Source organism: Terriglobus roseus (genome assembly GCF_900105625.1).
Lineage (GTDB): Bacteria > Acidobacteriota > Terriglobia > Terriglobales > Acidobacteriaceae > Terriglobus > Terriglobus roseus_B.
This window is the reverse complement of record NZ_FNSD01000001.1, coordinates 2146401-2170621: the sequence shown is the minus strand read 5'-3', so window position 1 is coordinate 2170621 and position 24221 is coordinate 2146401. Positions and strand designations below refer to the sequence as shown.

Below are 24221 nucleotides of genomic sequence, written 5' to 3'. Positions count from 1 at the left end.
TGTGAAGTCAGGCAGTAACTCGCGATACGCATGGTCCGCATGGATTCTGGCCGCAATGTTTGGGCTGGGGTCGGTGTCGGGCCATGCGCAGTCTGGCGAGCTTCGCTTCGGCATCGTGGGAACGGATTCGACCCATGCTGTGGAATTCACGCGCATTCTGAATGACAGTGCCGCGAAGGATCATGTGAGTGGCGGACGTGTAACCGCAGCCTACCGTGGGGGCAGTGCGACGCTTTCCATCAGTCGTGACCGCATCGCCAAGCTTTCCGACACACTACAGCACACCTGGTCGATCCCTTTCGTCGCCTCGATCCGCGACCTCTGCGTGACCTCCGATGCGCTTCTGCTGTTGAGCGTGGACGTGAGTGTGCGTCTGAAAGAAGTGGAGGAAGCGGCTCGATGTGGCAAGCCGATCTTCATCGATAAGCCGCTCGCGGGTTCGCTGGCAGATGCGATTGCCGTCGTGAAACTTCTGGATGCGCGCCAGATCCCATGGTTCAGCAGCTCTTCTCTACGCTACGGCCACGAGCAACGGCCGCAGAATCTGACCGGTGCGGAGACGTGGGGCCCAGGCAAGTACATCGACGGTTTCCCCTTAGACCTGACTTACTACGGCATCCACTCCATCGAATCACTCTTCAGTCTCATGGGACCCGGCGTTGTGGAAGTGGCTCAGTCACGCACTGGCGACACGGATATTCTGCGACTCACATGGTCTGACGGGCGAATCGGTACCGTCCGGTTGATCCATCCCGAATCTACCTATGGCGCCGTTCTATTCAAGAGTGGCGCGAAGGCAGAGTTGATGGACCTGTCCTCTGCCTATGGACCGCTTGTCGAACAGATCGTACGATTCGCGCGATCCGGAAGGCCGCCGATCCCCGAGCGCGAAACACTGGAGATCTTTCAAGTCATGGACGCCGCGCAGCAAAGTCTGGAGAGAGGTGGGGCTTCAGTCCATATCCCCGTTGTCTCGATGAAGTGATGACGATCGACATGCCGTCTGCAGGCTGTAAGAGAATGATCCAGGGAATGACAGGTGACACACCGCACATGAAGACGACGCAAGACTCAATCCTCTCAGAGATGGTAGATCCCCGTGCAGTGGACAAGGCGGTGGCGCCACATGCTCTCTACACGAGACGTCAGATGTTGGGACTGGTCGGCATGACAGGTGTTGCAGCATGGACTGATGTTGCCTTTGGAGAGGTCCCCCAGCCCTCGCAACGGCCACCACGGCTGGCCTGCCTTGTTAGTTACTGGGGCGCCCCCAACTCCCACGCAGATTGGATCATCGATAAATTGATCGATGGTTACTGGTGGAAAGGCGAGCCGACGTCTTCGCGCGTGGAGGTGGTGTCCGTTTACTTAAACCAGTTCGAGACGAGCGTGCTGGGACAGAAGGTCTGTAAGGCAAAAGGAATCCCGATCTTCAAGACAGTCGGTGAGGCGGTCACGCTGGGCGGCAACGACCTCGCCGTGGATGGTGTGGTCATCATTGGGGAACATGGAAACTACCCGCTCAATCTGAAGGGCCAGTGGTTGCTGCCCCGTTGGTGGATGTATCAGCAGGTCATCACGGTGTTTGAGAAAAGCAAGCGATCGGTCCCCGTCTTCAATGACAAGCACCTCTCGTACAACTGGGACGAGGCGAAGTGGATGTATGACAAGTCGAGAGAGTTAGGCTTTCCTCTAACCGGCGGGTCTTCCATTCCCGCTTACTTTCGTCAGCCGGAGATTGAGCTTCCGGTAGACACGCCGATTTTGCATTCCATTCTGGTCGGCGGGACAGCCGACGAAGGTGCGTTGTTCCACTGCGTTGATACGTTGCAGGCATTCGTTGATCGCCGGAAGGGCGGTGAGACTGGCGTCAAGGCGGTGCAGTGCATCCGTGGACCCGAAACCTGGAAATGGGTGGAGCGCACGCCGTGGGCTGCCAGTTTGCTGGAAGCGGTGCGAAAGCAATTCACGCTCAGGCCTGGAAGCTTTCAAGAGGAAAAGAGCTCTAACGTCTGCATCGTGGACTACAACGACGGAACGAAAGCCGCCGTCATCTCCGGCTCAAATGTGGGATGGACCTACGCGGGCGAGATAGAAGGTCAGAAGGAACCCACGATCGTCTCGATGCTGGGGTGGCCAGGGCCCTTCTCGCAATATCACGCCTCAAATGCACACTCGCACTGGCTGATCGAGATGATGGTGACGAAGAAGGAGCCCTTCAACGCGGAGCGGTTGCTGTTGGCCACCGGGATCACGGACTTCACCATGGATTCTTGCTGGGAGGATGGACGTTATTCGTCTGTAGGCCGGCGTATCGAAACGCCGTTCCTGAACATGCGCTATCGCTCAACGCATGGTCCACTCTTTGAAACAGGACCGCGACCACCAAAGGCCCCATACGGTCGCGGATTTGAGTCGTAGGTTTGTCGGGCTTAGGCCGTGGCTTGGGAGAATGCACGCCGCAGGTTGCCACCAAGGAACTTTCGGATGCGGGCCTCGGAGTAGCCGCGGCGCAGCATCGCTTCGGTGATCATGGGCAAGTCACGCACGTCGCGCATGCCGCGTGCGAGTGTGGGCCCACCGTCAAAGTCGCTGCCTAATGCCACGGCGTCCTCGCCGACGAGTCGGATGGCGCGATCGACAACACCGACCCAATCGTCGATGTGCATCGCGACTTCAACAGGCACCTCGGCCCCGAGCATCGGGAATGTGGGAGCTACAAGTTGATCGATCTCGTAGATGCTCTTACCTTTCGTGCGCTCCGGAATGCTCGTGGTGTCCCAGAACGTCTTCTTACGATGTTCGGTAAGCCATGCGTATTCGCGAGGGTAGGCGAACTCGCTGCCAATCTGGAAGCCAATGACGCCACCACGATCGACCAGCTTCTTCAGTAATGGATCAGGGATATTACGTGGAATGTCGTTCACCTGGCGCAGGCCGTGATGCGTGGCGATCACGGGCCGATCGCTGACATCGATGACTTGTGCCATCGTGATGTCCGCAGAGTGAGACACATTGATGACCATGCCGAGCCGATTCATCTCGCGCACTACATCACGGCCGTGGGGCGTCAGGCCGTTGAACTGCGGAGTAGAGCAGCAAGCATCGGCGTAGTGCTGATTCCAGTTGTGCGCGGACACCTGGGCGGAGCGCAGCCCCAATTGATGAAGGGAACGAAGAGCGCCCAGGTCACCGTCGAGATCGTAGCTTCCTTCGATGTCGAGTATCGCGGCGATCTTGTTTTGCTGCTGCAGCCTTGTCAGGTCTTGACCGCTGAGCGCGAGGCCAAGTTGCGGATTTGCCTTGTGCAATTGGTCGAGCGCATGGTCCATGCGCCGAAGCGCCTGCTTTGTTTCGTAGCGGCCCGGGTAGTACTCCTCCGGTGTGTAGATCGATAGGAAGAAGGCGTCAACACCCCCTTCTTTTGCGCGCGAGAGATCCCACTGCCCAATATCGACACGGTCGGTAACGTCGCCACCGTGATAAAACTCGCGGTCGAGCGCGTGCACGTGCCCATCAAAGACGTATGCGCTCTGATGGAGGTCCGCTGCATGCGCGGAGATCCCGGCAAATGATTTGCCTGGCAGCATCGTCACTGTTGCTGCAATGGCAGACTTCGTGAGGAAGTCACGGCGGTTCAGATTGTTGAAATGCATAGTCCCCTATGAGACGATACGCGCTCGGCGCACTTCAACGAGATGGAAAGCTGCAGCAATACTCAAGTGTCAGCAATAAGTGGAGTCCATCTCAGGTTCGGAACCCAATCGCCCCACTCGTGACGAAAGCGCGCATCGTCCGGTCTTTGCTGATCCAGCGGCTTTGTTCGCCATGCGCTCGAACCAGCTTTATGTGGCTCGGACGGGAAGCTATCTGAACACACGTGATAGCGTCGGCACGCATCTGCCCTCAGCGAACTTCTGACCGATTGAGCATTGCTTAGACGACCTGCCCCCCGCAATAACCCCGCGTTAGGCCGCAAGCAAAAGCACTAATCCTGGCACGTACACATGTCCACCGTAACGGTCCTCAGTCGGCGGCTATGCCGCAAGCCTTGGCGCGCATTGAGCTTGCCTGCGTAGGGAACTGCCGGACGCATGTTAGCCATGCCGAAAGCTCGAAGCTTCTCCACCAGGCAACTCGCATCTGCTACGGACAAGCCAATCTACATCATCAACTTGCGCTCTCGCATTGAGCATATCCGTAAAGCCAAAGGGCTTCCCTGAGTGCCATATCGGTAGCGTCAACTGAAATATAAATCATGCATTGTGTTGATCCGGGAGCGGATAAGAGCCGATAGAAGCATGGGGATGATGCTCATGCCAAAGACTTCTTTATCTTCGCGATTGCTACTGCAGTGGATCACGTTCTCAATGTTGAGTGTGCTCGTCACTGCGCTGACTGGTTGCGGAACAGTCTCGACTGCCGCCACCGCGAAGTCGACCGGCACAACATCCACCAGCACAACGGGAAATGGCAATTCAGGTACTACTGGGAGCACAGGGAGCCCCACATCGGCGGTGCCCGCGCCTATCACTGTCGTCTCATCATCTTCTGCGGTTCAATTAGGCTCATCTGTCTCGCTGACGGCCATGCAAGGCAATCTGGAGCTCTTCGGCGGCACATGGACCGTTGTGGGTGGTAACGGAAGCGGCACCGTCACCGCTGCCGGTGTATATACCGCGCCCACAGTCTTGCCTACGACCATGGCCGCCATCGTGCGGTATGCATATGCGAGCCAAACTGCGCAAACAACCATTGCTCTGCAGAATCCAGTAACCCAAATTTCAGCCTCCGCGCTTACTCTCGCCCCCACCGTTGTTACGGGTGGTTTCGTCTCGTTCACAATTACATCGACATCTGCTCTGCCTTCAAAGACCGGGATCAAGATGGACGGTACTGTACTTACAACTACCGCTCGGACGGCCACGACCGTGTCAGCGACGGGCTATCTGCCTCCATGGAAGACCGGCGTTGTGCCGATTACTCTTACTTCGGCCGCCGGAGATTGTAACTGTCTCTCGGCTCGCATTGCGCCGACAGCGGTGAGCTACGACACTGCATCTCGATTCGCAACCCAGGCGGCATTCGGACCTCGCGAAGATCTCATCGAGCATATCCAGCAGACAGGTCTGGAAGGCTACATAGACGAACAACTCCAGTCGCAGGCTAGCCCCTATAGCACCGTTGCGGACCCGCGTTGGCAGTTCATGCAAGGCGTGCTGAACGGCAACCAGTCGCTGCGATACCGGACGGCATGGGCATTACAGATACTGATTCCAGGGGCGAGCATCTTCAAGACTTATGCATTGATTCCCTGGGAGACCAAGCTCGAGGCGCATGCGTTTGGTTCCTATGAACAGATTTTGCTCGACGCCGCGAGTACGTACGCCCCAGCAGCAATGCTGGACGTACCGGGAAACGCTGCATCAAGCGACCCCAAGCTACATCCGAATCAGAATTTCGGGCGAGAGATCGTTCAATTGTTCTCGCTTGGTACTGTCAGGTTGAATGAGGACGGTACACCGAAGCTGGACCAAGCTGGTAACACCCAGCCCGTCTACGACGGGGACACGATCGAAAGTTTGTCACGAGTTTTTACCGGGTGGAATTTCGTCCGTTCAGGGAATCCCGACTTTACCTTTTACGGTGTTGACTGGTCGGCTCCATTGGTTGCGACGGAAGCGCAGCATGACACGAGTTCCAAAATCTTGTTTGGGAATGTTGTGCTTCCCGCAGGCCAGACAGCATCCCAAGACCGCCAGCAGGCGATAGAAGCCATCTTTCAAAATGAGAACCTGCCTCCCTTCATCTCGAAATTTCTGATCCAGCGATTTGTGAAGAGTCAGCCGTCGGGCGATTACGTTCGACGGATCGTGCAGGTCTTTAAGAACGATGGAAGCGGCGTGCGTGGGAATCTGGGAGCTGTCATCAAGGCGATTCTGCTTGACGCTGAGGCTCGCGCCGGCGACGGCGGCCTCACAAATCCAACTGACGGATTTATTCAAGATCCGCTTTACCTTGAACTTTCAGCCCTCTCGTTGCTCAACATAAACACATTCGATGTGCAACCGGCCTATGTCCCAGGGCGTCTCGGTGAAGAGTGGTGGTTTGCTCCAACGGTCTTCAGCTACTTCAGTCCTGCTTATGACATACCCGGCACAAGTTTGAACAGTCCAGAGTTTCAGCTGCTAAACACGTTGACGTCTGTCGAACGCAGCCAATTTCTTTGGGGAATCGCAAGTGGCACAGAGACGGAGATTCCAAACGCCACACGAAGCAGGCTGTATACGAACTTTCCGACGCCCGCAAGCATGCTGGAAGCTCTCAACCACATGCTTTACCACGGACGAATGCCGCAGAGTACACAGGATGCCATTCTGGCTTACTGCGACACGGTGTCGGATCCAGCGATAAAGCTGCAGTCTGCAGTATTTCTCGCGCTAAATGATGACAACTACATGGTTGTTCAGTAGGAGATGGAAGATGAGTATCACTCGTAGGAACTTCATTAAGTTCGGAACGCAGTTCGGCGTGGCTGCGTCCGCATCCATGCTCTGGACTAATCATGTCAGCGCCGAGGCGCTCTCTCAACTTGGTCAGTCATACAAAGCACTGGTACTTATTACGATGCCTGGCGGGAATGACTGCAATAACACCCTTCTTTCGATGGATGCAAAGACCTATCGTGACTACACGGCACTACGACCGAGCATTGCCCTGGACATCAACACCCTTAACCCGATCATGGATTCTACGAGCAGCAATGCGTACGGTCTTCATCCCTCGCTCAAGAACATCGCAGCTTTGCACAACAGGGGGCGGGGCGTGGTCGTGGCGAACGTAGGCTCATTGCCTAAGCCGTCCACGAAGGCACAGGTACTTCAGAGTCCATCCCTCTATCCCGGCATGTCGATGTCTCATCCAATCGGAATTCAGCAATGGGAGAGCGCGCAGGCGAGCGCAACAGTGAATACGGGTTGGGGCGGGAGGATCGCTGATTACGTAAGCTCGGACTCGGGCAGTCTGCCTCCAGTAATCTCCGCAGGCGGTGGTGCGACATTCACTATCGGAAAGTCTGTGCAGGCAGTAGCTCTTCAGAGTGGTTCCGCCTTTGCTGCGATCCCAGCTTCCTTAAATGCCGTGATCGGAAGTATGGCAGCTACCAATAAATCCGTGCAGAACGAGTTCGTTCAGCAGCATGCAGCACTGCGCGCGGAGGCCATGGCGAGCCAGTCGATTTTGGATCGAGCTTCCAGTTCGGTCACACTCAAGACACCCTTTCCTATTTCGACCTTTGGCAGGGGAATGCAAAAAATCGCGCAGATAATGGCTGGTCGATCCACGATCGGAGCTTCGCGGCAGGTCTTCTACATCCAGCAGGGTGAATACGACACGCATGTGAATCAGGCAAATCTGCAGGGCATGTATCTCGATGAGCTCGACGCGGGTGTTGGGGCATTTTTTGCGGCGCTTGATGAGCTTGGCCTTTCCGATGAGGTGATCGTGTGCACACATAGCGATTTCGGACGCACGTTGCAAGCCAACGTGAACGGCGGGTCCGATCATGGATGGGGGGGCCACCACTTCATCTTGGGAGGTGGGATTTCCGGTGGAAGAGTGATTGGCTCGCTTCCTGAAATGGGATTTGGCGGACCCAGCGACTGCAACGGTCTAGGCGCTTGGATCCCCGCTCAATCGGTGACACAAATGACGGCAGGTCTCGGGCAATGGATGGGACTCAATGCCACTCAATTAAATGATGTCTTCGTTGATCTAAAGAGCTTTCCAAGCGGGCTCATTGAGCTTTCAAACTGAAGCTGAGCGCAGCCTTGCCATTCTTCCTCGACGGCCGCTTGTGACCCGCATCTTCCTGGGAAAGATCGCGGGCCAATGCGGGGAGCATCATGATCGCGGGACGAAGGATAAAAGTGAACAAGTGAGCGGAACTCTGGTTTTACTTTCCCGCTGTAGGTCCATCGCTGTGTCGCAGTCACCAACCGAGCGAGCCTTTGAAGTGCCGAGTATTCGTGTGCATGCCCCAGTCAGCTTGGGAAACGGTTCGTTAGGGACCGTAAGACCGATAAAAAGAGTTGGATTTGTCAGCAGCCCTTTGCAGATCCGCTGACTTCAGCAAACTCGCCTGAACGGCATTAAGGCAGCGCTGGCAACTGCGAAGATCCGAGGTACTGTGGGCCCGGAGGCGTTCAACACCGGAAAGCACCTAAGCTGGAGGTGTGAACCGCTGAGAGCGATTTAAAGCACTGATTGTAAAGGAGGTTTGGTGGACCTGACCGGGATCGAACCGGTGACCTCTTCCATGCCATGGAAGCGCGCTCCCAGCTGCGCCACAGGCCCACTTCTGTCAGGATACCCGGTTTCCGGCCCTGAGTAAACCGCACCGGTTCGCGCGGCTTTACAGTTTGGACCTGTTCTCGAAAGAAGGGCGGCCCGTGTGAGGGCCGCCCTGCCGAAAACGCACCGCTCCTAGCGCCAGTAGCCTTCGCGCCAGTAATAGCCGCGGGGACCGTGAACCCATGCGCCTCCGACCCAGATGGCGCGGGGGCGCGGTGGAGCGACGTACTCACCCGGCATCCAGACGTAGCGGGCTCCATCCCAGCGGTGGTACCCGGCGCGCCATGCCCAGCCGGGGCGAGGCGGTGGGGGGCGGCGCTCATAGATGGGGCGGGGCGGTCCGACGTGCACGTACACCTGCGCATCGGCTGCGGCAGGAATTGCAGCAGCACCTACCAGGCCCGCGATCAGCATGACTTGTGTGAATGTCTTCATGGTGCGATCTCCCTTTCAAACTCCGCCGTGCAGCGGAGGCGATTCGAAGGGGTAGACACGGGGTCATCGGCGAGGGTTGCGCTCGGCCCCGACTTTTCTTTTGTCGGATCCGCGACACAATTGATACCGCCAGACTTCCGCTTTTCCTCGGAGATTGCCTGCATTTCGGGAACAAACAAGGCAGGCGGCGGTGTCTATAGAGGCAGAGTGAGCGAGAGCACTCCGCATCCGCCGGCGGGTGGCACACCCATTCCAACCATCCCGCCCCATTGCACACGGGGCGCGCAAACCGTACCTTTGAGAGGCAAGCGATGAACGGGGCAGCGGTGATGGATCCGGTAACAGGGGCAATCGGCGGTGGTTTCAGCGAGGCGGGTACGTATACCGCAGCGCGACCCGAGGTGCGTGCCGAAGACCTTGCGCTCGTTGCCGCGCTGCAGGCGGGATCGGACGACGCCTTCCGGCAATTGATCTCGCAGTACAGTGGCCCGCTCTATTCGCTCCTGTTACGCTCGCTCGCTGACCCGGCAGATGCGGCGGATGTGACCCAGGATGTGTTCATCAAGGTCTTCCGTTCCATTGGCGGTTTCCATGGCGACAGCAGTCTGCGTACATGGATCTATCGCATCGCCATGCATGAGGCTTCAAACAGCCGTCGCTGGTGGGTCCGGCATAAGAAGGCAGAGATCACGATCGACGGGGATTCCTCGACCGATGAGGATGGAGAGCTGACGTTCTCCCTGCGCGATACGCTCGCGGACGGACGCGATTCCCCTTTTGAGAACGCCCGTCAGGCCCAGTTACGCACCACCGTGGAAGCAGCCCTGCGCGACGTGCCGGAGAGCTTTCGCACCGTCGTCATCCTGCGGGAGGTCGAGGGTATGGCGTACGACGAGATCGCCGAGATTCTGAATATCAACATCGGCACGGTGAAAAGCCGCCTGATGCGCGGTCGTGCCGCCCTGCGAACGCTGCTGGGAGCCCGGCTTCCGGAATTTGCACGGCCCGTGCACAAGAAGGCACCACAATCTGCAGCGCGCGCAACCGCAGCAACATCCAAGGAGGCACGATGAGTCTCTCCCCTGAGAAGCTGGAGCACCTGCTGGATCGCGTTGGCCTGCATACCAAGCCGCCTGTTGACGATGAGCTTGGGTTTGAGCGGGCTCTGACGGACAATGCCCTGCGTGCGCTAGGACCGGTGACGGTGCCGGACGATCTGTCGCTGCGCATCCGGCTGGCATTGTCACATGAGCGTGTGCGCGCGGATCGTCGGCTGACCGGCCGCCTTCGTCATGCGGTCGAAATGTTCTGGGAGAACACGGTGCGGCCCATGAGCCTGCAGGTTGGCGTCGCGGCTGGAATGATTGCCATCGTGGGCGGCGCCCTGATGCTGGGCGCACTTGCCCCGCAACAGGCGGTCGAGGCGAATGACGAGCCGCTGACGGGCTTCTCCGCGCCGCGCTACCTGTACTCCTCTGCTGGCGTTCCGCCAGTGGGCAGTGTGAACGACGCACCGCTCGTTGTGCAGGCGATGGTCGACCGTTCGGGCCGCGTGTATGACTATCACGTACTCTCCGGCGCACTGGACGATGTAGAAGCCGCGGCGCTGCGCCAGCGCATGCTGACGGGGGTCTTCCAGCCGGCACATGTCTTCGGCCAGCCGGTCAAAGGCAGCGTGGTGCTGACGTTTGCCGATGTGGTCGTTCGGGCGTAGGTCGCCGCAGGCTGTCACGCGAAGTTTGACCAAGGGATACCACCGGCCTAGACTCAGCGGTTGGTACACCTTTCGCTGAGGTCCGTCGAATACCCGTGCGTCTCTTCTCTCGAGTTCCGTTGCTTCTCCTCACGTTCGCCCTGAGCGCGGCCACGCTGCCTGCACAGAGCTCGTCCTCGTCGTCCACCAACAAGCCGGACGATTCCGCGCAGGATCCGCAGAAGCCGTCGTCCACCGTGGTGCGTCGCGCGGTTGAGGCCGGTGGATCGGCCGTGTCGCTTGAGACCAGCGAAACGCTCTTTACCATGGCCGCGGCGCTGAACAGTTGTGGGTATGACAACGGGCTTGAGAGTTCGCTGCCCGTCCGCGCGGCGATTCGTGCGGAGATGGCAACGGCCGTGAAGGCAGGCTTTGAAGCCCGCGCCGCGCACGACACCCTCTGCACCTACATCGACGGACACAAGCAGCCCGGCGCGCGGAACCTGGCGCAGTATGTCTCGCTGGCACTCTTCCTTTCGCCCCCGCCCGATCTTGTCTTGTCCGTCGGCGAAGGCGATCTGCCGCCCGACTCGCAGAACGTCATCGGCATCCTGCCCCTGTTGCGGGACTTTGCCGTGAAGGCGCAGTTACACAGCATCTTCGCGCGTCACCGTGCGGAGTACGAGGACGCGGTTCTGCAGGTGCATGACAGCGTGACGCGCATGCTGCTGGAGACCAACGTCTATCTGCACCAGCCGGTGTCCAGCTATGACGGCCGTCGCTTCGAAGTCCTGTTGGAGCCAATGCTGAGTCCACAGGCCGTGAACGCTCGCATCTACGGCACGGATTACTTCATCGCAGTTTCGCCAACGAAGGTGGAGGATCCGTCGATCAGCAAGACCTCGCCGGGATCGCGTATGTCGGTCAGCGACCGTGCTGCCGGTCTGCAGATGGACCAGATTCGGCGCATGTATCTGCTCTACAACGTGGATCCCATCATCTACGCCCGCGCCGGTGCTACGAATCGCCTGCTGCCGCTGCTGAAGACGGTGAGCGATGCGCCCATCGATTTCACCTACAAGAGCGATATCGTCGCGCTGACGACGGAATGCCTGATCAAGGCGATCGAAGCGCGCACCATGGATGTTGGTATCCCGAAGCCGGCCAAGCCCGGTGCGGTCAAGGCGCGTACGGAGATCGACGACTACAACCAGGCTCTGATCGACTACGACAAGAAGGCCGAAGCCGTTCGTCGCAGGCAGGTGCTGCTCGACATGGAGTCGGGCTGGGTCTTGACCGGTTCGTTCTACGACAAGCTGGCGATCCAGGATCGTGAAGGCATCAGCCTGAAGGAGAGCATCGGTGAGATGGTCTACGGGATGGACGTGCCGTCAGAGGTGAGCAAGGCAAAGAAGATTCCATTCTTCGCGCCGGACAGTACGAACCTGGTGGCTGGTGCGGGCATTACGCACGCACGCTCGCCACGCCGCTCGCTTTCGATCGTGGATCAGGCGGAGTTAAAGCTGCAGAAGGGCGACCGCACCGGCGCGGAAGAGCTTGCCGAGAAGGAACTCGCAACCAATCCAAACTCGGGCGATGCGCTCTATATCCTGGCCCGCGTAAAGCTGACACAGGGTGACCCGCAGGCCGCGTATGACCGTTTCACGCAGGTTGTTGCGAACAGCAAGGACCCGCGTACGCTGGCATGGTCGCACGTGTACCTCGGCCGTCTGTATGACACGCAGCGGGGCAACAGCCGTCCCAAGGCCGTCGCCGAGTACAAGGCAGCGCTGAACACACCCGGCATTCAGCAGGACGTGCGCGCAGCTGCCGAGGCAGGCATCCAGAAGCCCTTCGCCGCACCGAAGCGCACCGTAACGGACAGCGACCAGTCGCCGGATGATGAGGAACTTGATCCCACGGGTAAGAAGCAGAAGGAAAGCTACAAGCCCAGCGAGGAAGTTATTCCGACAGCTCCGCGGCGGTAGGTTTGTCTGGTCAAGAGCGAGCAAGCCCACGCTTCGCGAAGAAGGAACATCAGTTTTGGAGTCAATGCAATGCAGTTAGCAAGCCTGCTTACCGAAACGCGCAACCCCGCTTCGGAACATATCGATGCGCTGCCCACAGAGCAGATGCTCCGCGTCTTCAACGATGAGGATGCAACCGTCGCCGCGCGAGTCGCGGAACAGATCCCGCAGATCGCGAAAGCTGTCGACGCAATCTATGAGCGCGTACAAAAGGGTGGCCGACTCTTTTACATGGGCGCGGGCACGAGCGGACGCCTGGGTGTTCTGGATGCCAGCGAGTGCCCTCCGACCTACGGCGTGCCGCGCGATCTGGTTGTGGGCATCATCGCCGGTGGCGATCCTGCGCTGCGTGTGAGTGCTGAGGGTGCGGAGGACAGTCGCGAGCAGGGCGGGATCGACCTGATGGCGAATGGCTTCAACCAGTCACCCGGGCAGGACGTCCTGGTGGGTATTGCCGCCAGCGGCCGTACGCCGTACGTCCTGGGAGCAATGGAAACCGCTCAGCAGCATGGCTGCCTGACCATCGGCCTCTCCTGTGTTCCCGGCTCGCCCGTGGAGACGGCGAGTGACATTGCCATTACGCCCGCAACGGGCGCAGAGGTCATAACCGGCTCCACGCGCATGAAGGCGGGCACGGCGACCAAGCTCGCACTCAACATGCTCTCGACCGGCTTGATGGTCAAGCTGGGTCACGTCTACGGCAACCTGATGACGAACGTGCAGACGACAAACGTGAAGCTCGTCGATCGCGCGGAACGTATCATCGCCGCGGCGACGGGCGTGACCTCGCACGAGGCTGCCTCCCTGCTGAAGGAGGGCGGTAGCGTTCGTGCGGCCATCGTCATGCAGAAGCTCGGCATGACGCGCGAAGCAGCCGAGGCGCGGCTTGCAGAGACGAATCAGATTCTGCGCAAGGCACTCGGCGAGTAACCGAATCAGACGGATTACACGGCATTTCGAAGGTGTTTCAGGGTATGCACGGATCGTAAGGGCACGGCTTTCAGGGACACGGCGCAATGAGAGTTGTAACTCGCTCCAAGTAAACTGAAGGTATGCAGCACGAAGCACCGCCCGACACAACGAAACCGCACGCGCATCTTGGCTTCCTAGGCTTGTGCTGCGGCGTGGGTGTGTCGACCATCTACCTCTGTCAGCCGCTGTTGCCGGAGATGGGCGCGACCTTTGGCGTGAACGCTGCCGCGGCAGGCCAGGTCGGCGTTGCCACACAGGTTGGCTATGCACTCGGCATGCTCAGCTTCACGCCGCTGGGCGACACGCTCGAGCGGCGCAAGCTCATCATGCGCATGTTCGCGATGGTGTCGGTTGCGTTGCTGTTGCAGGCATGTGCACCCTCATTGCCGCTGCTGCTCCTGTTGAGCGCCACCTCCGGTGCGATGGCCTGCGTGACCCATATCGTTCTGCCCATTGCACCCGACCTTGCGGCGCCGCGTGAGCGTGGCAAGGCTATTGGGGTTGTCATGACAGGGCTGTTGAGCGGAGTGTTGCTGGCGCGAACCTTCGCCGGATGGGTATCGGAACTGGCCGCGCATATGACCTCTCGCATCGCGAGCTGGCGCGTTGTGTTCCTCGTTGCCGCGCTGGTCTCGGCTGCACTGGTACCGGCGATCAAACGCCTGATGCCGGAGCTGCCTCCCAAGGAAAAGCTTACCTACGGCGAGGCCATGCGGTCCCTGTGGGACCTGCTCCGTGAGGAGCCGCTGCTGCGTGAGAGCTGCATCGTCGGCGCGCTCAGCTTCGGTACGTTCTCGGCCTTCTGGAATACCTTTGCCTTCGTCATGGCGTCGCATGGACAGGGAGCTGCAGTCACCGGCACCTTCGGTCTCGTGGCTGCGGCAGGCGCCGCCGTGGCTTCTACTGCAGGCAAGCTGTCCGACCGCCGTGGCCCACGCTTCGTGCTGTCCGTCGGCCTTGGCATTCTTGCGATGTCGTATGTGGGGATATACCTTACGGAACGTGTCGCGACCCACGCGCAGGTGGCGGGACATCTGCACCTGTGGCCCTACCTGCTGACGCTTGGTGCAGTGGTCATCCTCATGGATATCGGCATGCAGGGCATGCAGCTCGGGAACCAGTCTCGCATCTTCGCGCTGCGGCCAGCGGCTCGCTCGCGTATCAACACCATCTACATGACGTGCTATTTCGTGGGTGGCGCCATTGCATCGGCCCTGTCGCCGATCCTGTGGCAGCACTACGGCATCGGTGGCATCTGTGGTCTGGAGCTGGTGTTTATCCTGCTTGCCATCTGGCGTCATGCCACCGGCCGGCCCGTTCCCCGGCACGTCTCGCGCGCCGACGTTCCAATGCTGCCCGTGGAATAAGCGGGTATACCGTGTTTTGCTTCTAAGCCATGGGATCGTGACGCTGCCAAATCCTTGGAAATCCACGTCTGGTGCGAGACGTGACGCACCCGACTTGTTGATTGGGCAACAATGCACCGCGAAGTCTCAGGGCATCCCTCCACTCTGTGCCTTGCTCTTATCTCCGTGTTGCCACAAGTGGCATGGAGGAAGACCGATGGCTCATTTTCTGAATAGGTTTGCGATAGCAGGCGTCGCCCTGGCACTGGCGTTGCCAGTGGCCATGCCAATGACGGCACAGTCCACGTCGACCACCACGACGAAGTCAAAGCCGGCCAAGAAGTCCTCGAAGAAATCCACGACGACTACGACGCCAACAGGCGATGCCGCAAAGACCCCAGATCCGATCAATCCCTCGGCCAGCCCGGAGCCACCGACGCCGACCACCCAGGGCCCACCGCCACCGCCGACCACGCCTCCGACCAATACGCCTCAGCCTGCAAGGTAAAGGTGTGGAGGGCGAATGGTTCGTCGACCCGGAAACCTGGTGCAGTAGGTTGCTGCACGCTCACTCTAAAGCTGCCGCTGGGCGATGAAATCAGCGCTTCTTCGTTTGAGTCAACTGGTGCAGCAGCGCTTCCCAGCGGTCACCATACTCACTCCACCCGGCAAAGGACTTCACTCGCTTCAGCGCAGCGGCGCTCATGCGGTCTCGCAGCGTTGGGTCGTCAACAAAGCACTGCAGCCGATCGGTGATGGCCTGCACGGAACGGATGGGCACAATGAATCCCTCAACGCCATCGGTGAACAGGTCTTCCGAGCCGGTGGCGGTCGAGGCGATGATGGGGCAGCCACACGCCAGTGCCTGTCCCTGCACCAGCGCCAGGCCCTCTTCAATGGACGGCAGAACCATCACGTGACTGCGGCTCATGTACGCGACGAGTTGTGGCTGCGGCAGCGACCCCAGGAACTCAACGTTCTCCTGTGGCAGCGTCGCCAGCAGCGGTGCAAAGTTGGGATCGAGACTGCCGATCACACGCAGACGCTTGTTCGGATGGGGGAGCGCCGCGAAGGCTTTCAGGAGATACGGAATGCCCTTGCGAAGGCTGACACCGCCAACGAACAGCACCTCGAACGGCGCGTCAGGGCCCGTGGATGGGGCGCCGTCCGGGTGGAAGCGGTCCAGCCGAACGCCGTATGGAATCACGTGAACATGGTCGGGCGCTACTCCCTGCTGCAGAAAACTATCGCGGCAGACCTGCGAGGGAACGACGATTGCGTCCGCCTGCTCGTAGATCTCAATCTCCCGGGGCTCCACACGTGGATCGTAGCTTGGATAGGGAACGTTCCAAATCCTGTATTCCTCGCGCAGGATGTTGGACTGGTACGCGTGGTGGGTTGAACCCCGGTCACAGAGAAAGACTCCACCGCGCGACTGCAGCAGCTTGCCCGCCTTCAACCCCGCGCCAGAGAGCGCGATCAACGCATCACAAGGCGGCATCCGGCGAGCGATCCAAGTGTCGTAAGTGGTCGCAACGCGGTAGCTAAGGGTTCTCCTGAGCGCCTGCGGGAGCAGGTTTTTGCGTGACAGCAGGAGCTGCGGTGTGTGCAGCCACGGGAAGGTTTCTACCTTGTCGTGGGGCACGCCTTCGCGCTCCAGCCGCTTCCACGGGAAGGTGCTGTAGATGCGCTCCAGGTGGCCGCGGCGGTTGAGCTCTCGCGCAAGCTCGAAGTGGTGGAAGACGCCGAAGGTAGCCTGGATGATTTTCATGAAGGGGTCGGCTAAAGCTTACAAGACGCCAGCTCCCGCGCCTTAGACGACCGCATGAGCCTCGTTCTTCGCGGCACTCAGGCGGTCATCGGCACGAGCCTGCAGAGAGTCCCGCAGCCACCGGCCAAGGACGAGCGTGCAGAAGACGACGCAGACCAGCAGTACCCAGAAGTACTGCGTAAGCCAGATGCGCATGGCGGTGTACCGGCTGATGTTGCCCACGTGATAGCGCGCGACGTTCAGTTCATACGACAGGAAACGATCGCCGCGCTGAAGACTTACCGTGCGCGAGATATCGCTCGACTGCGACCGCTCCAGGAACAGGTCGGCAAATATCGGCTCCACGTTATCGTCACGCAGGGCAACGGCCACCAGCGAACGGTCGGACGCATAAGGCGATTGAATGCCCTCGATCACCGAATCAGCCAGGCTTGTGTCGCGTGCAAACTCCTGATCGGGAAGCGGCTGGCCGGTGATGCCGTTCCACCAGCGCTGCGCGCGCGTCAGGTAGTTGTCCATGGTCTTGGCGTGAACGCCGTCGGCATCCAGCGCAATGGGGAGGTTGTCATGCAGTGCAGCGAAGGCGGGCTGCGTGCCGAAGGCTCCAAGGATGAGGTAATCCCGGTCTTCGCGCACCAGATCGTCCGGACCGGCGACTTCCACACGCAGTGCGGGGTAGCCTGTCTGGCGGCTGAAGTGGCCCATCATGTCCAGCAACAGCGTGATCTCCGCGCCACTGGGCCGGCGAGGCAGCACGACCACGGTGCGCCCCAGGTCCGCGAACTGTGTGAACGGGAACCCCGCGTTGGCGAACAGTTCCAGGTTGGGCAGTTGGGCCCAGTGGTTCAGGTTGCGCAGGTCAAGGGACGAATTCTTCAGGATGCTGCCCTGCACCTGCTTGCCCGCCGCGCCGCGCACGGGTACGAAGTCGAAGTTGAACAGCAGCGTGTTCGTGAAGGGACGCATGTTCGCGACGGGCAACAGTGTCTGACGCTGTCCATCGACGCGCTTTTCACCTGCCGGCAGCGGAGCCTCATTGATCAGTGTGCCGTTGATGTACGTACGCAGCGCCGACCCTTCGGCGACGGCGTGTGCGTCATAGCGATAGCGCAGCAGCAGGTTCAGGTTTTCGGTTTCGCCGTAATACAGGTCCGGCGGCACACGGAAGTACACCGGCACGGGGCGCGAACCATCCGTGCTCTCAGCGTTCTGAGGGATGTACTTGCTCAGGGGTACAAGGCGATCCGTTGGAACCCAGCGCGGTGCGTCGTCAATGGCCCGTTCGGTGGGCAGTGCGAAGTCATCCACGTGCAGCACATTGCCCAGCAGTTGCTGTGGCTCGCCCGTATCCACATGACTGGCACGCAGGGAGAGCGCGCGTGCGGCCTGGACGACCTGATCACCATTGTCGCCAGAGACGATCAGCGCAGTGCCATCCGGGTCGGAAGGATTGGGACTCAACTGCAGCGAAGCGCCAGCCGATGTGGTCGGGAAGAATGCCTGCCCGGAAGACTTGTTGACGAAGACGACGGCATTGCCCGGCGGGACGGCACCCACGACAACCCGGAAGCGGATGGGCTTAGTGCTGGCCAGGATGCCGAACCACGAGGCAACAATGCCTGCGGCCTGCACGGTCTTGGCATCGGGCTGCGTGGGGAAGACGAAGGGGATCGTCGTTGTGCCCTGCATATCGCTGTCAAACAGTGGCAGTGGCAGCAGCGAGATGTCGGTACGGAAGGGAAGGGCAGCGCCGTCAACAACCAGCTCGGAAGCATTGGCGATGCGCGCCAGGACCTCCGCCTGCGCCCTTCCGCTGGTCTGCAGAACGCCGTTCCCAAGGAACTCCATCGTCAGGTCGTTATCGCGGATCAACAGGTCCGTCGGCACCGTGATGGGCAGAATGAAGTAATGGCCGGCGCGTGTCGCCGCGGTGTCCGGCGTGATGGTGGCAATCAGAGTCTTGTTCAACAGCACGCGGATGGACGCGGTCGCGGCGTGGCTCAGTTCCGCGCTGAAACGGTAGCCGATGGTGAGTGTTGCGGTCCGCGGCATCAGCGTGTGCGGCAGGATGAAGTGGAGCGGGTAGTACGAGTGCGGTCCGCGCAGCTCGGCCTCACCAGCCACTCCCATGTCCTTGAAGCGGATGTGTGTCGGTTCCGGGCCGGCAATCTGCGTGCCGGATGCGACGCCACCGGGCACGGTCGTCCCAGTGGCGAAAGGAGCCATCGAAGGCCCGACGTTCTGGGCTCCCATGCGCAGACCTGCCAGCGACACCAGCGCCAGGAGGATGACGGAAACAGCGCGTGCCGGAACCGGCGCGGGGCTGCGCTTCTCCGGCAACAGACCCAGCATCACCTGCTTCAGGCCCGTGAGCGACAGTACAACGATGCGGCCCAGGCTGACGAACGGGCGGTCGCGCTCAACCTTTGCGCGGACATTCACCCATGAGTCAGCGCGGGAGTACAGCGCACACGTCAGCACTTCTTCTTCTTCAATCGTCAGGCTGTTGAACTGCGCGCGCAGCTTGCCGGAATTCAGTCGGATGACAGTGGCTGTAACTGTCCGGTCACCGGTTTGGACCGGGAAGGTGAGCTTCACATGCTCACCCGGCCGCAGCTCCGGCAGATCACCCGAAAGAGTGAGCGAGGCCCCACCGACGGACATGTCTTCCGTCATACCAAGCAACTGCACGCCGCTGCTCGTGGTGCCAACCACCGGGATGCGAACCGGGATACGCACCGAAGCGCGGCGCTGCTTCTGCTCATGAGCCACCGCCGCAGCAACGCCGAGGATGACGACGTTGAACAGGATCCAGAAAAGGTTGCTGAGCACGACGCCGGGGTGCGTTGGATCAAGGACAAAGAAGCGGTACGGCGCGAACAGGATACCGGCGAAGTTCAGCAGCAACAGCCACGTGGTGGGTGCGGCGATCTTGCGATCAAACTTCGTCTCGTCCAGCGTAGTGCCTTTATCCGTAACATTGAAGCTGCCAAGCTTCGGGTTGATTAGTGCCAGCACCGTCGGGAACAGGATGTAAGGCGCCAGCACCGTCTCATAGATCTCATTCCAGAAGCTATGGCGATGCGTACCCTGCACGCGCGAGTTCGTCATGTTCGAGATGATGAGATGTGGCAGCGCGTACGCGAGAATGGCAAGCCAGTAACCCGGAATAATCGTGCGACCGCCCAGCATGTACGCCAGGGGCGCTACCAGGAAGATCAAACGCGGCACGGCATACATGAAGTGCATCATGGCGTTGAAGTAGCAAAGCCGCTGCGTCAGCTTCATGCCGGTGGCCAGCAACGGATTGTCCGTGCGCAGGATCTGGATCATGCCGCGAGCCCAGCGAACACGCTGACCAACGTGGCCCGCGAGTGTCTCCGTCGCCAGGCCGGCCGCCTGCGCAACGTTCATGTAACCGGTGTTCCAGCCCTTCTTCTGCATGCGCAGGCTGGTATGCGCGTCTTCTGTAACGGTTTCCGTCGCAATGCCACCGACTTCATCCAGTGCCTTGCGCCGAATGACTGCGCAGGAGCCGCAGAAGAACGTCGCATTCCAAAGGTCGTTGCCATCCTGGATGATGCCGTAGAACAGTTCGCCCTCATTCGGGATCGTTTTGTACTGCATCAGGTTCCGCTCAAAAGGATCGGGCGAGTAGAAGAAGTGCGGCGTCTGCATCATGGCAAGCCGGTCTTCCACCAGGAACCAGCCCAGCGTCATCTGCAGGAAGGAACGCGTGGGGACGTGATCACAATCGAAGATGGTGACCACCGGCGAATCCATCTGGGTCAGCGCATGGTTGATGTTGCCGGCCTTCGCGTGATTGTGTTTTTCCCGGACAACATATCCAACGCCAGCCTGCTCTGAAAACTCGCGGAACTCCTTGCGTGTGCCGTCGTCCAGGATGTAGACGTGCAGCTTCTCTGGCGGGTAATCGATATTGATAGCGGCAAGCGCGGTATAGCGCACCAGCGAAAGTGGCTCGTTGTAGGTGGGAATCAGGACATCCACATGCGGCCAGAGTGACTCATCCGCCGGCAGCGGAACAGGCCTGCGCTCCAGTCGCTGGCTGGTCTGCATATAACCCAGCACCATGATGGCGACCGTGTAAATCTCCGCGGAAAGCAGCACCAGCATCAACACGGCGTCGATGGACAACCGATGGTTCGTATCGTCCGAGAAGTAGCCCACCACCATCCGTATGCGCCACCAGCCGTAGCGCAGCGTGGCCGCGATCGACAGCAGCATTAAGGAGATGGTCAGCAGCCGGCTCCTGCCTGCACGGTTGATCGCCATGGCGACCATCACGGTCAGACAGCCAAAGATCACCTGCTTCGACCAGCTCATGTACAGGCTCACAAACTGGAAGAGAACAAACGTACAGGCGCAGACAACGATGATCCGAAAAATGCGGAGCAGCATACTTTAGGGACGCTTTCTTGGAAAGATCTCTCGCGAACTCAATCTTTGCAGGTATGTGGGGAACCGCAATGACACGTTTGAGGTGGTTGGCGGATGGTCAACCCAATGGATCAGGGGCTTAACGGTTCGGCGAACGTACTTCAAGACACCCGGTGGATGCACCGTGATTGGTGCAGGAAACCACAGAACAACGACGCGAAACCATCGAAAATGCTGGTCCACGGGGCACTTATCGTCCGTATCAAACCGATAAGCTGTTACCGGGGAGGAATGATGGGCATAACGCGGCGTGAATTTGTGGAATTGCTGGGGCTTACCGCATCCAGTCACATGGCAACGGCAGCGCAGACTCGCACAGCACAGCGACCAAACATCGTCCTGTTGCTGGGTGACGATCACCGTGCGGACGCGCTGGGCTGCGCCGGCAATCGCTTCGTAAAGACACCCCACCTGGACGCGATGGCGGGCGAGGGCCTGCACTTCGTCAACCACTTCTGCACCACGCCCATCTGCTGCGTATCACGCGCCAGCATCATGACGGGGCAGTACGCTGCGACACACGGCATCTACGACTTCGCCACACCGCTTAGTCCTGCGCAGGTGCAGCGGTCCTACTTTGGGCAGATGCGACGCAACGGCTATTACACCGGCTTCCTCGGTAAGTTCGGCGTTGGTGCGACCATGCCAGCCGACGCCTTCGACGTCTGGAAAGGTTTCGGCGGGCAGGGCAAGTACTTCCCGAACGGTGAGCCCGGGCCGCACCTGACCGACATTCTCTCTGAACAGACGACGAACTTCATCCGCTCGGCGCCGCGCGACAGACCCTTCTGCCTCTCCGTGTCGTACAAGGCGCCACATGAGCAGGACGAAGATCCGCGCACCTACCTGCCGTCCGCCACAACGCTGGCACGCTATGCGGGCATGAACCCACCGCTGCCGCAGGGCGCACCGGAGTCGGACATTGAGCGCTTTCCGCTGCCCATCCAGCGATCAGAAAATCGCCGCCGATGGAGCACCCGTTACACCACCACGAAACTGCGGCAGGAGACGATGAAGGGCTACTACGCCCTGATCACCGGCATCGATGATGCCGTGGGTGCTCTGCGAAAAGAGCTGTCCGCGCAGGGCCTCGCGGACAATACCGTCATCCTCTATTCCGCGGACCATGGCGTCTACCATGGCGAGCACGGCTTCGCAGGGAAATGGTACGCACATGAGGAGCCGACAAGAATCCCGCTGATCGTCTTCGATCCGCGGTCCGCGGCCAGTCGCAAGGGCGTTCGCGTCAGCGATCCCACGCTGAACCTCGATCTTCATCCCACGCTGCTGGACCTGGCCGGTATCCCTTTACCCGGGGGAACGCACGGCCGCAGTTTGTTGTCGACGATGAGGGGATCAGCGCCGGGGCCGCAGCGAGCCTGGTATGTCGAACACAAGTTCCCGGACGCGGGCCTGATTCCCTCCAGCCGTGCCGTTCGCTCGCTGCACTGGAAGTACATCCAGTACACGGACAACGCGGCGCCCTTCGAAGAGATCTACGACCTGCGCAACGATCCGCACGAAGTAAAGAACCTTGCCGTGGATGCGTCCCATCAAGGCATGCTCGCGAAGCTTCGTGCGCAATGTGACACCTGGAGCAAGAGCTTCGCTGCAGGCGACGCGTGGCGCGAGCCGCTTGGTGCGGCAGACCTCGAAGCATAAAGAATGCCCGCCGGATTCGGCGGGCATCTCTTCGGAATGTCTACGGATAGAGTGTCGCCGGCTGGATCTCCGGCGTACCTTCTCCGGCATATTGCAGCAACTCGGCTAACTCGCCGCGCAACTGTTTTGCCACATCCAGATACTCCTTGCGACCTGCAAGGTTTACCAACTCATGCGGGTCATTGCGCTGATCATAGAGCTGCCACTCCAGGTACTTCGGACTCGCAGCCTTCCTCGCACCGGATATGTCTGCAACGCAGTAAGTCCAGTCCGGTGTCTTGATCGTGCGCGCCGTCATTGACTCACTGATCTGGATCAGTTCCTTGTTCGGCCACGCCTCGCGTGCCGCAGTGTCATTCAACAGCGGCAGAAAGCTGCGGCCCTTCCACGTCTTCGGCACCGGCACACCCACAGCCTCCAGCAATGAGGGCGCGACGTTGATGATGCCGGTCAACTCGGGAATCTGCTGCGCACCTTCAAAGCCCGGGCCGTCAATGATCAATGGAATGCGTACCGAACTGTTGTGCGTGGACCGTTTGTACTCCTGGTTGCGCGTCATGAAGTGGCAACCGTGATCGCTGATGAAGACGAAGATAGTGTTCTCCGCCTGGCCTGTCTCGTGCAGCACCTTGCGAATGCGGCCGACAGAAGCGTCAATGCTTTCGCAGGCGCCGTAGTAGTCCGGGAGCTGCTGATGCCAGTCACCCGGCAACGCGCGCAGATCGGGCGGTACATGCGCATTGATAAAGCGCGCGGCCGAACCCTTCGGACCCACCATGCGGTTCTCGTCATTCTGCTGGTGGGGCTCAAGTTGCGAGACGAACAGGAAGAATGGCTTGTCATGCTTCTGCCGGAGGAATTTTTCAGTTCGATCCGTCAGGAAATCTACACGGTACTGGTCCTCAAACTTGATCTCCTTCCCATCCCCATCGAACAGCGATCCGTAAAACGGATGCGAGGTATGTTCGAGCGCATTCGCTCCCTCCCACAGGTCAAGAAAGCCGCCGCGATACTCGGGCTTCACATAGCCCGGGCCGCCACCATCCTTCTCTGCCGACGGCGCCAGATGCCACTTACCAATCAGGTTTGAGGTGTAACCCGCTTTGCGTAACTCGCCGGCCAGTGTCGGCAGCGTGTTATCGAGCGCGGGACCGTTGTGCCACACGCTGGTCTCCGTGGCGAAGCGACTTGTCATCAAAACGGATCGCGCCGGGGCGCACACCGGTTGATTGGTGACCGCATGTGTGAAGTTCTTGCCACGCTTCGCCATCGCATCCAGGTTCGGCGTTTTCGTGGAGCTATTCGCTCCGTTTGCGCCGACAAAGTCCCAGCGGAACTGATCCGAAAGGTAAACGATGATGTTCGGCTTCCGGCTCGGCGCCTTGCCGCTCTTCGTCACGGCAGTCTGCGCAACGGCGCCGTTGCCTAAGGAGGCTGTGGCCGCAGCTGCGACGCCGCTCTTCATAAGAAAATCTCTACGATTCATATGCCTGCATATCCTT

Annotated in this window: 17 protein-coding genes and 1 tRNA gene; 11 read left to right on the top strand and 7 right to left on the bottom strand. The window is 59.8% G+C overall.

Going from position 1 to position 24221, the window contains the following annotated elements; genetic code table 11:
* Window position 1: 1 nt before the first annotated feature.
* Together BLW03_RS08955 and BLW03_RS08950 are read left to right on the top strand one after the other, a co-directional pair.
* Entirely contained in the window at window positions 2–985 is a 984-nt protein-coding gene (locus BLW03_RS08955) for a Gfo/Idh/MocA family oxidoreductase (RefSeq protein ID WP_074655887.1), read from the top strand.
* 68 nt (window positions 986–1053) lie between these two features.
* On the top strand, window positions 1054–2421 hold the full coding sequence (locus BLW03_RS08950; RefSeq protein WP_244502019.1) for a hypothetical protein: 1368 nt from the start codon (window positions 1054–1056) through the stop codon (window positions 2419–2421).
* A gap of 11 nt (window positions 2422–2432) precedes the next feature.
* Here BLW03_RS08950 and BLW03_RS08945 read toward each other — a convergent pair whose 3' ends face one another.
* Together BLW03_RS08945 and BLW03_RS20610 are read right to left on the bottom strand one after the other, a co-directional pair.
* Entirely contained in the window at window positions 2433–3656 is a 1224-nt protein-coding gene (locus BLW03_RS08945) for a dipeptidase (RefSeq protein ID WP_074653480.1), read from the bottom strand.
* 584 nt (window positions 3657–4240) lie between these two features.
* On the bottom strand, window positions 4241–4477 hold the full coding sequence (locus tag BLW03_RS20610) for a hypothetical protein (protein ID WP_170834998.1): 237 nt from the start codon (window positions 4475–4477) through the stop codon (window positions 4241–4243).
* 226 nt (window positions 4478–4703) lie between these two features.
* Here BLW03_RS20610 and BLW03_RS08930 point away from each other — a divergent pair, with 226 nt between their 5' ends.
* On the top strand, window positions 4704–6473 hold the full coding sequence (locus tag BLW03_RS08930) for a DUF1800 family protein (protein ID WP_170834997.1): 1770 nt from the start codon (window positions 4704–4706) through the stop codon (window positions 6471–6473).
* A gap of 10 nt (window positions 6474–6483) precedes the next feature.
* Window positions 6484–7815, top strand: a complete 1332-nt coding sequence (locus BLW03_RS08925) for a DUF1501 domain-containing protein (protein WP_074653469.1) — start codon at window positions 6484–6486, stop codon at window positions 7813–7815.
* 464 nt (window positions 7816–8279) lie between these two features.
* On the opposite strand, the gene BLW03_RS08920 is transcribed toward BLW03_RS08925, so the two are convergent.
* Both BLW03_RS08920 and BLW03_RS08915 read right to left on the bottom strand, forming a co-directional pair.
* A tRNA-Ala gene (locus BLW03_RS08920) sits at window positions 8280–8355 on the bottom strand.
* A gap of 129 nt (window positions 8356–8484) precedes the next feature.
* Window positions 8485–8787: a hypothetical protein gene (locus BLW03_RS08915; RefSeq protein ID WP_074653467.1), complete on the bottom strand. Its 303-nt coding sequence runs from the start codon at window positions 8785–8787 to the stop codon at window positions 8485–8487.
* A 311-nt stretch (window positions 8788–9098) separates the two neighbouring features.
* On the opposite strand from BLW03_RS08915, the gene BLW03_RS08910 reads away from it, so the two are divergent.
* The 6 genes from BLW03_RS08910 (at window position 9099) to BLW03_RS20415 (ending at window position 15333) form a co-directional block, all read left to right on the top strand.
* Window positions 9099–9860, top strand: coding sequence for a sigma-70 family RNA polymerase sigma factor (locus BLW03_RS08910; protein ID WP_074653466.1), 762 nt, complete (start codon window positions 9099–9101; stop codon window positions 9858–9860).
* Entirely contained in the window at window positions 9857–10501 is a 645-nt protein-coding gene (locus BLW03_RS08905; protein WP_074653464.1) for an energy transducer TonB, read from the top strand. The genes BLW03_RS08910 and BLW03_RS08905 overlap by 4 nt, the downstream gene beginning before the upstream one ends.
* A 95-nt stretch (window positions 10502–10596) precedes the next feature.
* On the top strand, window positions 10597–12468 hold the full coding sequence (locus BLW03_RS08900) for a tetratricopeptide repeat protein (protein WP_074653463.1): 1872 nt from the start codon (window positions 10597–10599) through the stop codon (window positions 12466–12468).
* Between the two features lie 69 nt (window positions 12469–12537).
* Entirely contained in the window at window positions 12538–13437 is a 900-nt protein-coding gene (gene murQ / locus BLW03_RS08895) for an N-acetylmuramic acid 6-phosphate etherase (RefSeq protein WP_074653461.1), read from the top strand.
* Window positions 13438–13559: 122 nt separating this feature from the next.
* Window positions 13560–14846: an MFS transporter gene (locus BLW03_RS08890; protein ID WP_074653459.1), complete on the top strand. Its 1287-nt coding sequence runs from the start codon at window positions 13560–13562 to the stop codon at window positions 14844–14846.
* A gap of 196 nt (window positions 14847–15042) precedes the next feature.
* Window positions 15043–15333, top strand: a complete 291-nt coding sequence (locus BLW03_RS20415; RefSeq protein ID WP_139285155.1) for a hypothetical protein — start codon at window positions 15043–15045, stop codon at window positions 15331–15333.
* A gap of 90 nt (window positions 15334–15423) precedes the next feature.
* Here the strand turns inward: BLW03_RS20415 and BLW03_RS08880 are convergent, their stop codons facing one another.
* Window positions 15424–16596, bottom strand: a complete 1173-nt coding sequence (locus BLW03_RS08880; RefSeq protein WP_074653456.1) for a glycosyltransferase family 4 protein — start codon at window positions 16594–16596, stop codon at window positions 15424–15426.
* Window positions 16597–16638: 42 nt separating this feature from the next.
* The gene (bcsA, locus tag BLW03_RS08875) at window positions 16639–21018 is read right to left on the bottom strand and encodes a UDP-forming cellulose synthase catalytic subunit (protein ID WP_074653455.1); all 4380 of its coding nucleotides are present in this window, start codon (window positions 21016–21018) and stop codon (window positions 16639–16641) included.
* A 270-nt stretch (window positions 21019–21288) separates the two neighbouring features.
* Between bcsA and BLW03_RS08870 the strand changes: the two genes are divergently transcribed.
* On the top strand, window positions 21289–22719 hold the full coding sequence (locus BLW03_RS08870; protein WP_170834996.1) for a sulfatase family protein: 1431 nt from the start codon (window positions 21289–21291) through the stop codon (window positions 22717–22719).
* 40 nt (window positions 22720–22759) lie between these two features.
* On the opposite strand, the gene BLW03_RS08865 is transcribed toward BLW03_RS08870, so the two are convergent.
* Window positions 22760–24205, bottom strand: a complete 1446-nt coding sequence (locus BLW03_RS08865) for a sulfatase-like hydrolase/transferase (protein ID WP_074653452.1) — start codon at window positions 24203–24205, stop codon at window positions 22760–22762.
* Window positions 24206–24221 lie beyond the last annotated feature (16 nt).

Coding starts and splice junctions, on each gene's coding strand:
- BLW03_RS08930 (WP_170834997.1), top strand. CDS start 4,704: ATGGCCGCCATCGTGCGGTATGCATATGCGAGCCAAACTGCGCAAACA.
- BLW03_RS08950 (WP_244502019.1), top strand. CDS start 1,054: ATGAAGACGACGCAAGACTCAATCCTCTCAGAGATGGTAGATCCCCGT.
- BLW03_RS08880 (WP_074653456.1), bottom strand. CDS start 16,596: ATGAAAATCATCCAGGCTACCTTCGGCGTCTTCCACCACTTCGAGCTT.
- BLW03_RS08945 (WP_074653480.1), bottom strand. CDS start 3,656: ATGCATTTCAACAATCTGAACCGCCGTGACTTCCTCACGAAGTCTGCC.
- murQ (WP_074653461.1), top strand. CDS start 12,538: ATGCAGTTAGCAAGCCTGCTTACCGAAACGCGCAACCCCGCTTCGGAA.
- BLW03_RS20415 (WP_139285155.1), top strand. CDS start 15,043: ATGGCTCATTTTCTGAATAGGTTTGCGATAGCAGGCGTCGCCCTGGCA.
- BLW03_RS08925 (WP_074653469.1), top strand. CDS start 6,484: ATGAGTATCACTCGTAGGAACTTCATTAAGTTCGGAACGCAGTTCGGC.
- BLW03_RS08865 (WP_074653452.1), bottom strand. CDS start 24,205: ATGAATCGTAGAGATTTTCTTATGAAGAGCGGCGTCGCAGCTGCGGCC.
- BLW03_RS08890 (WP_074653459.1), top strand. CDS start 13,560: ATGCAGCACGAAGCACCGCCCGACACAACGAAACCGCACGCGCATCTT.
- bcsA (WP_074653455.1), bottom strand. CDS start 21,018: ATGCTGCTCCGCATTTTTCGGATCATCGTTGTCTGCGCCTGTACGTTT.
- BLW03_RS08870 (WP_170834996.1), top strand. CDS start 21,289: ATGATGGGCATAACGCGGCGTGAATTTGTGGAATTGCTGGGGCTTACC.
- BLW03_RS08910 (WP_074653466.1), top strand. CDS start 9,099: ATGAACGGGGCAGCGGTGATGGATCCGGTAACAGGGGCAATCGGCGGT.
- BLW03_RS08915 (WP_074653467.1), bottom strand. CDS start 8,787: ATGAAGACATTCACACAAGTCATGCTGATCGCGGGCCTGGTAGGTGCT.
- BLW03_RS08905 (WP_074653464.1), top strand. CDS start 9,857: ATGAGTCTCTCCCCTGAGAAGCTGGAGCACCTGCTGGATCGCGTTGGC.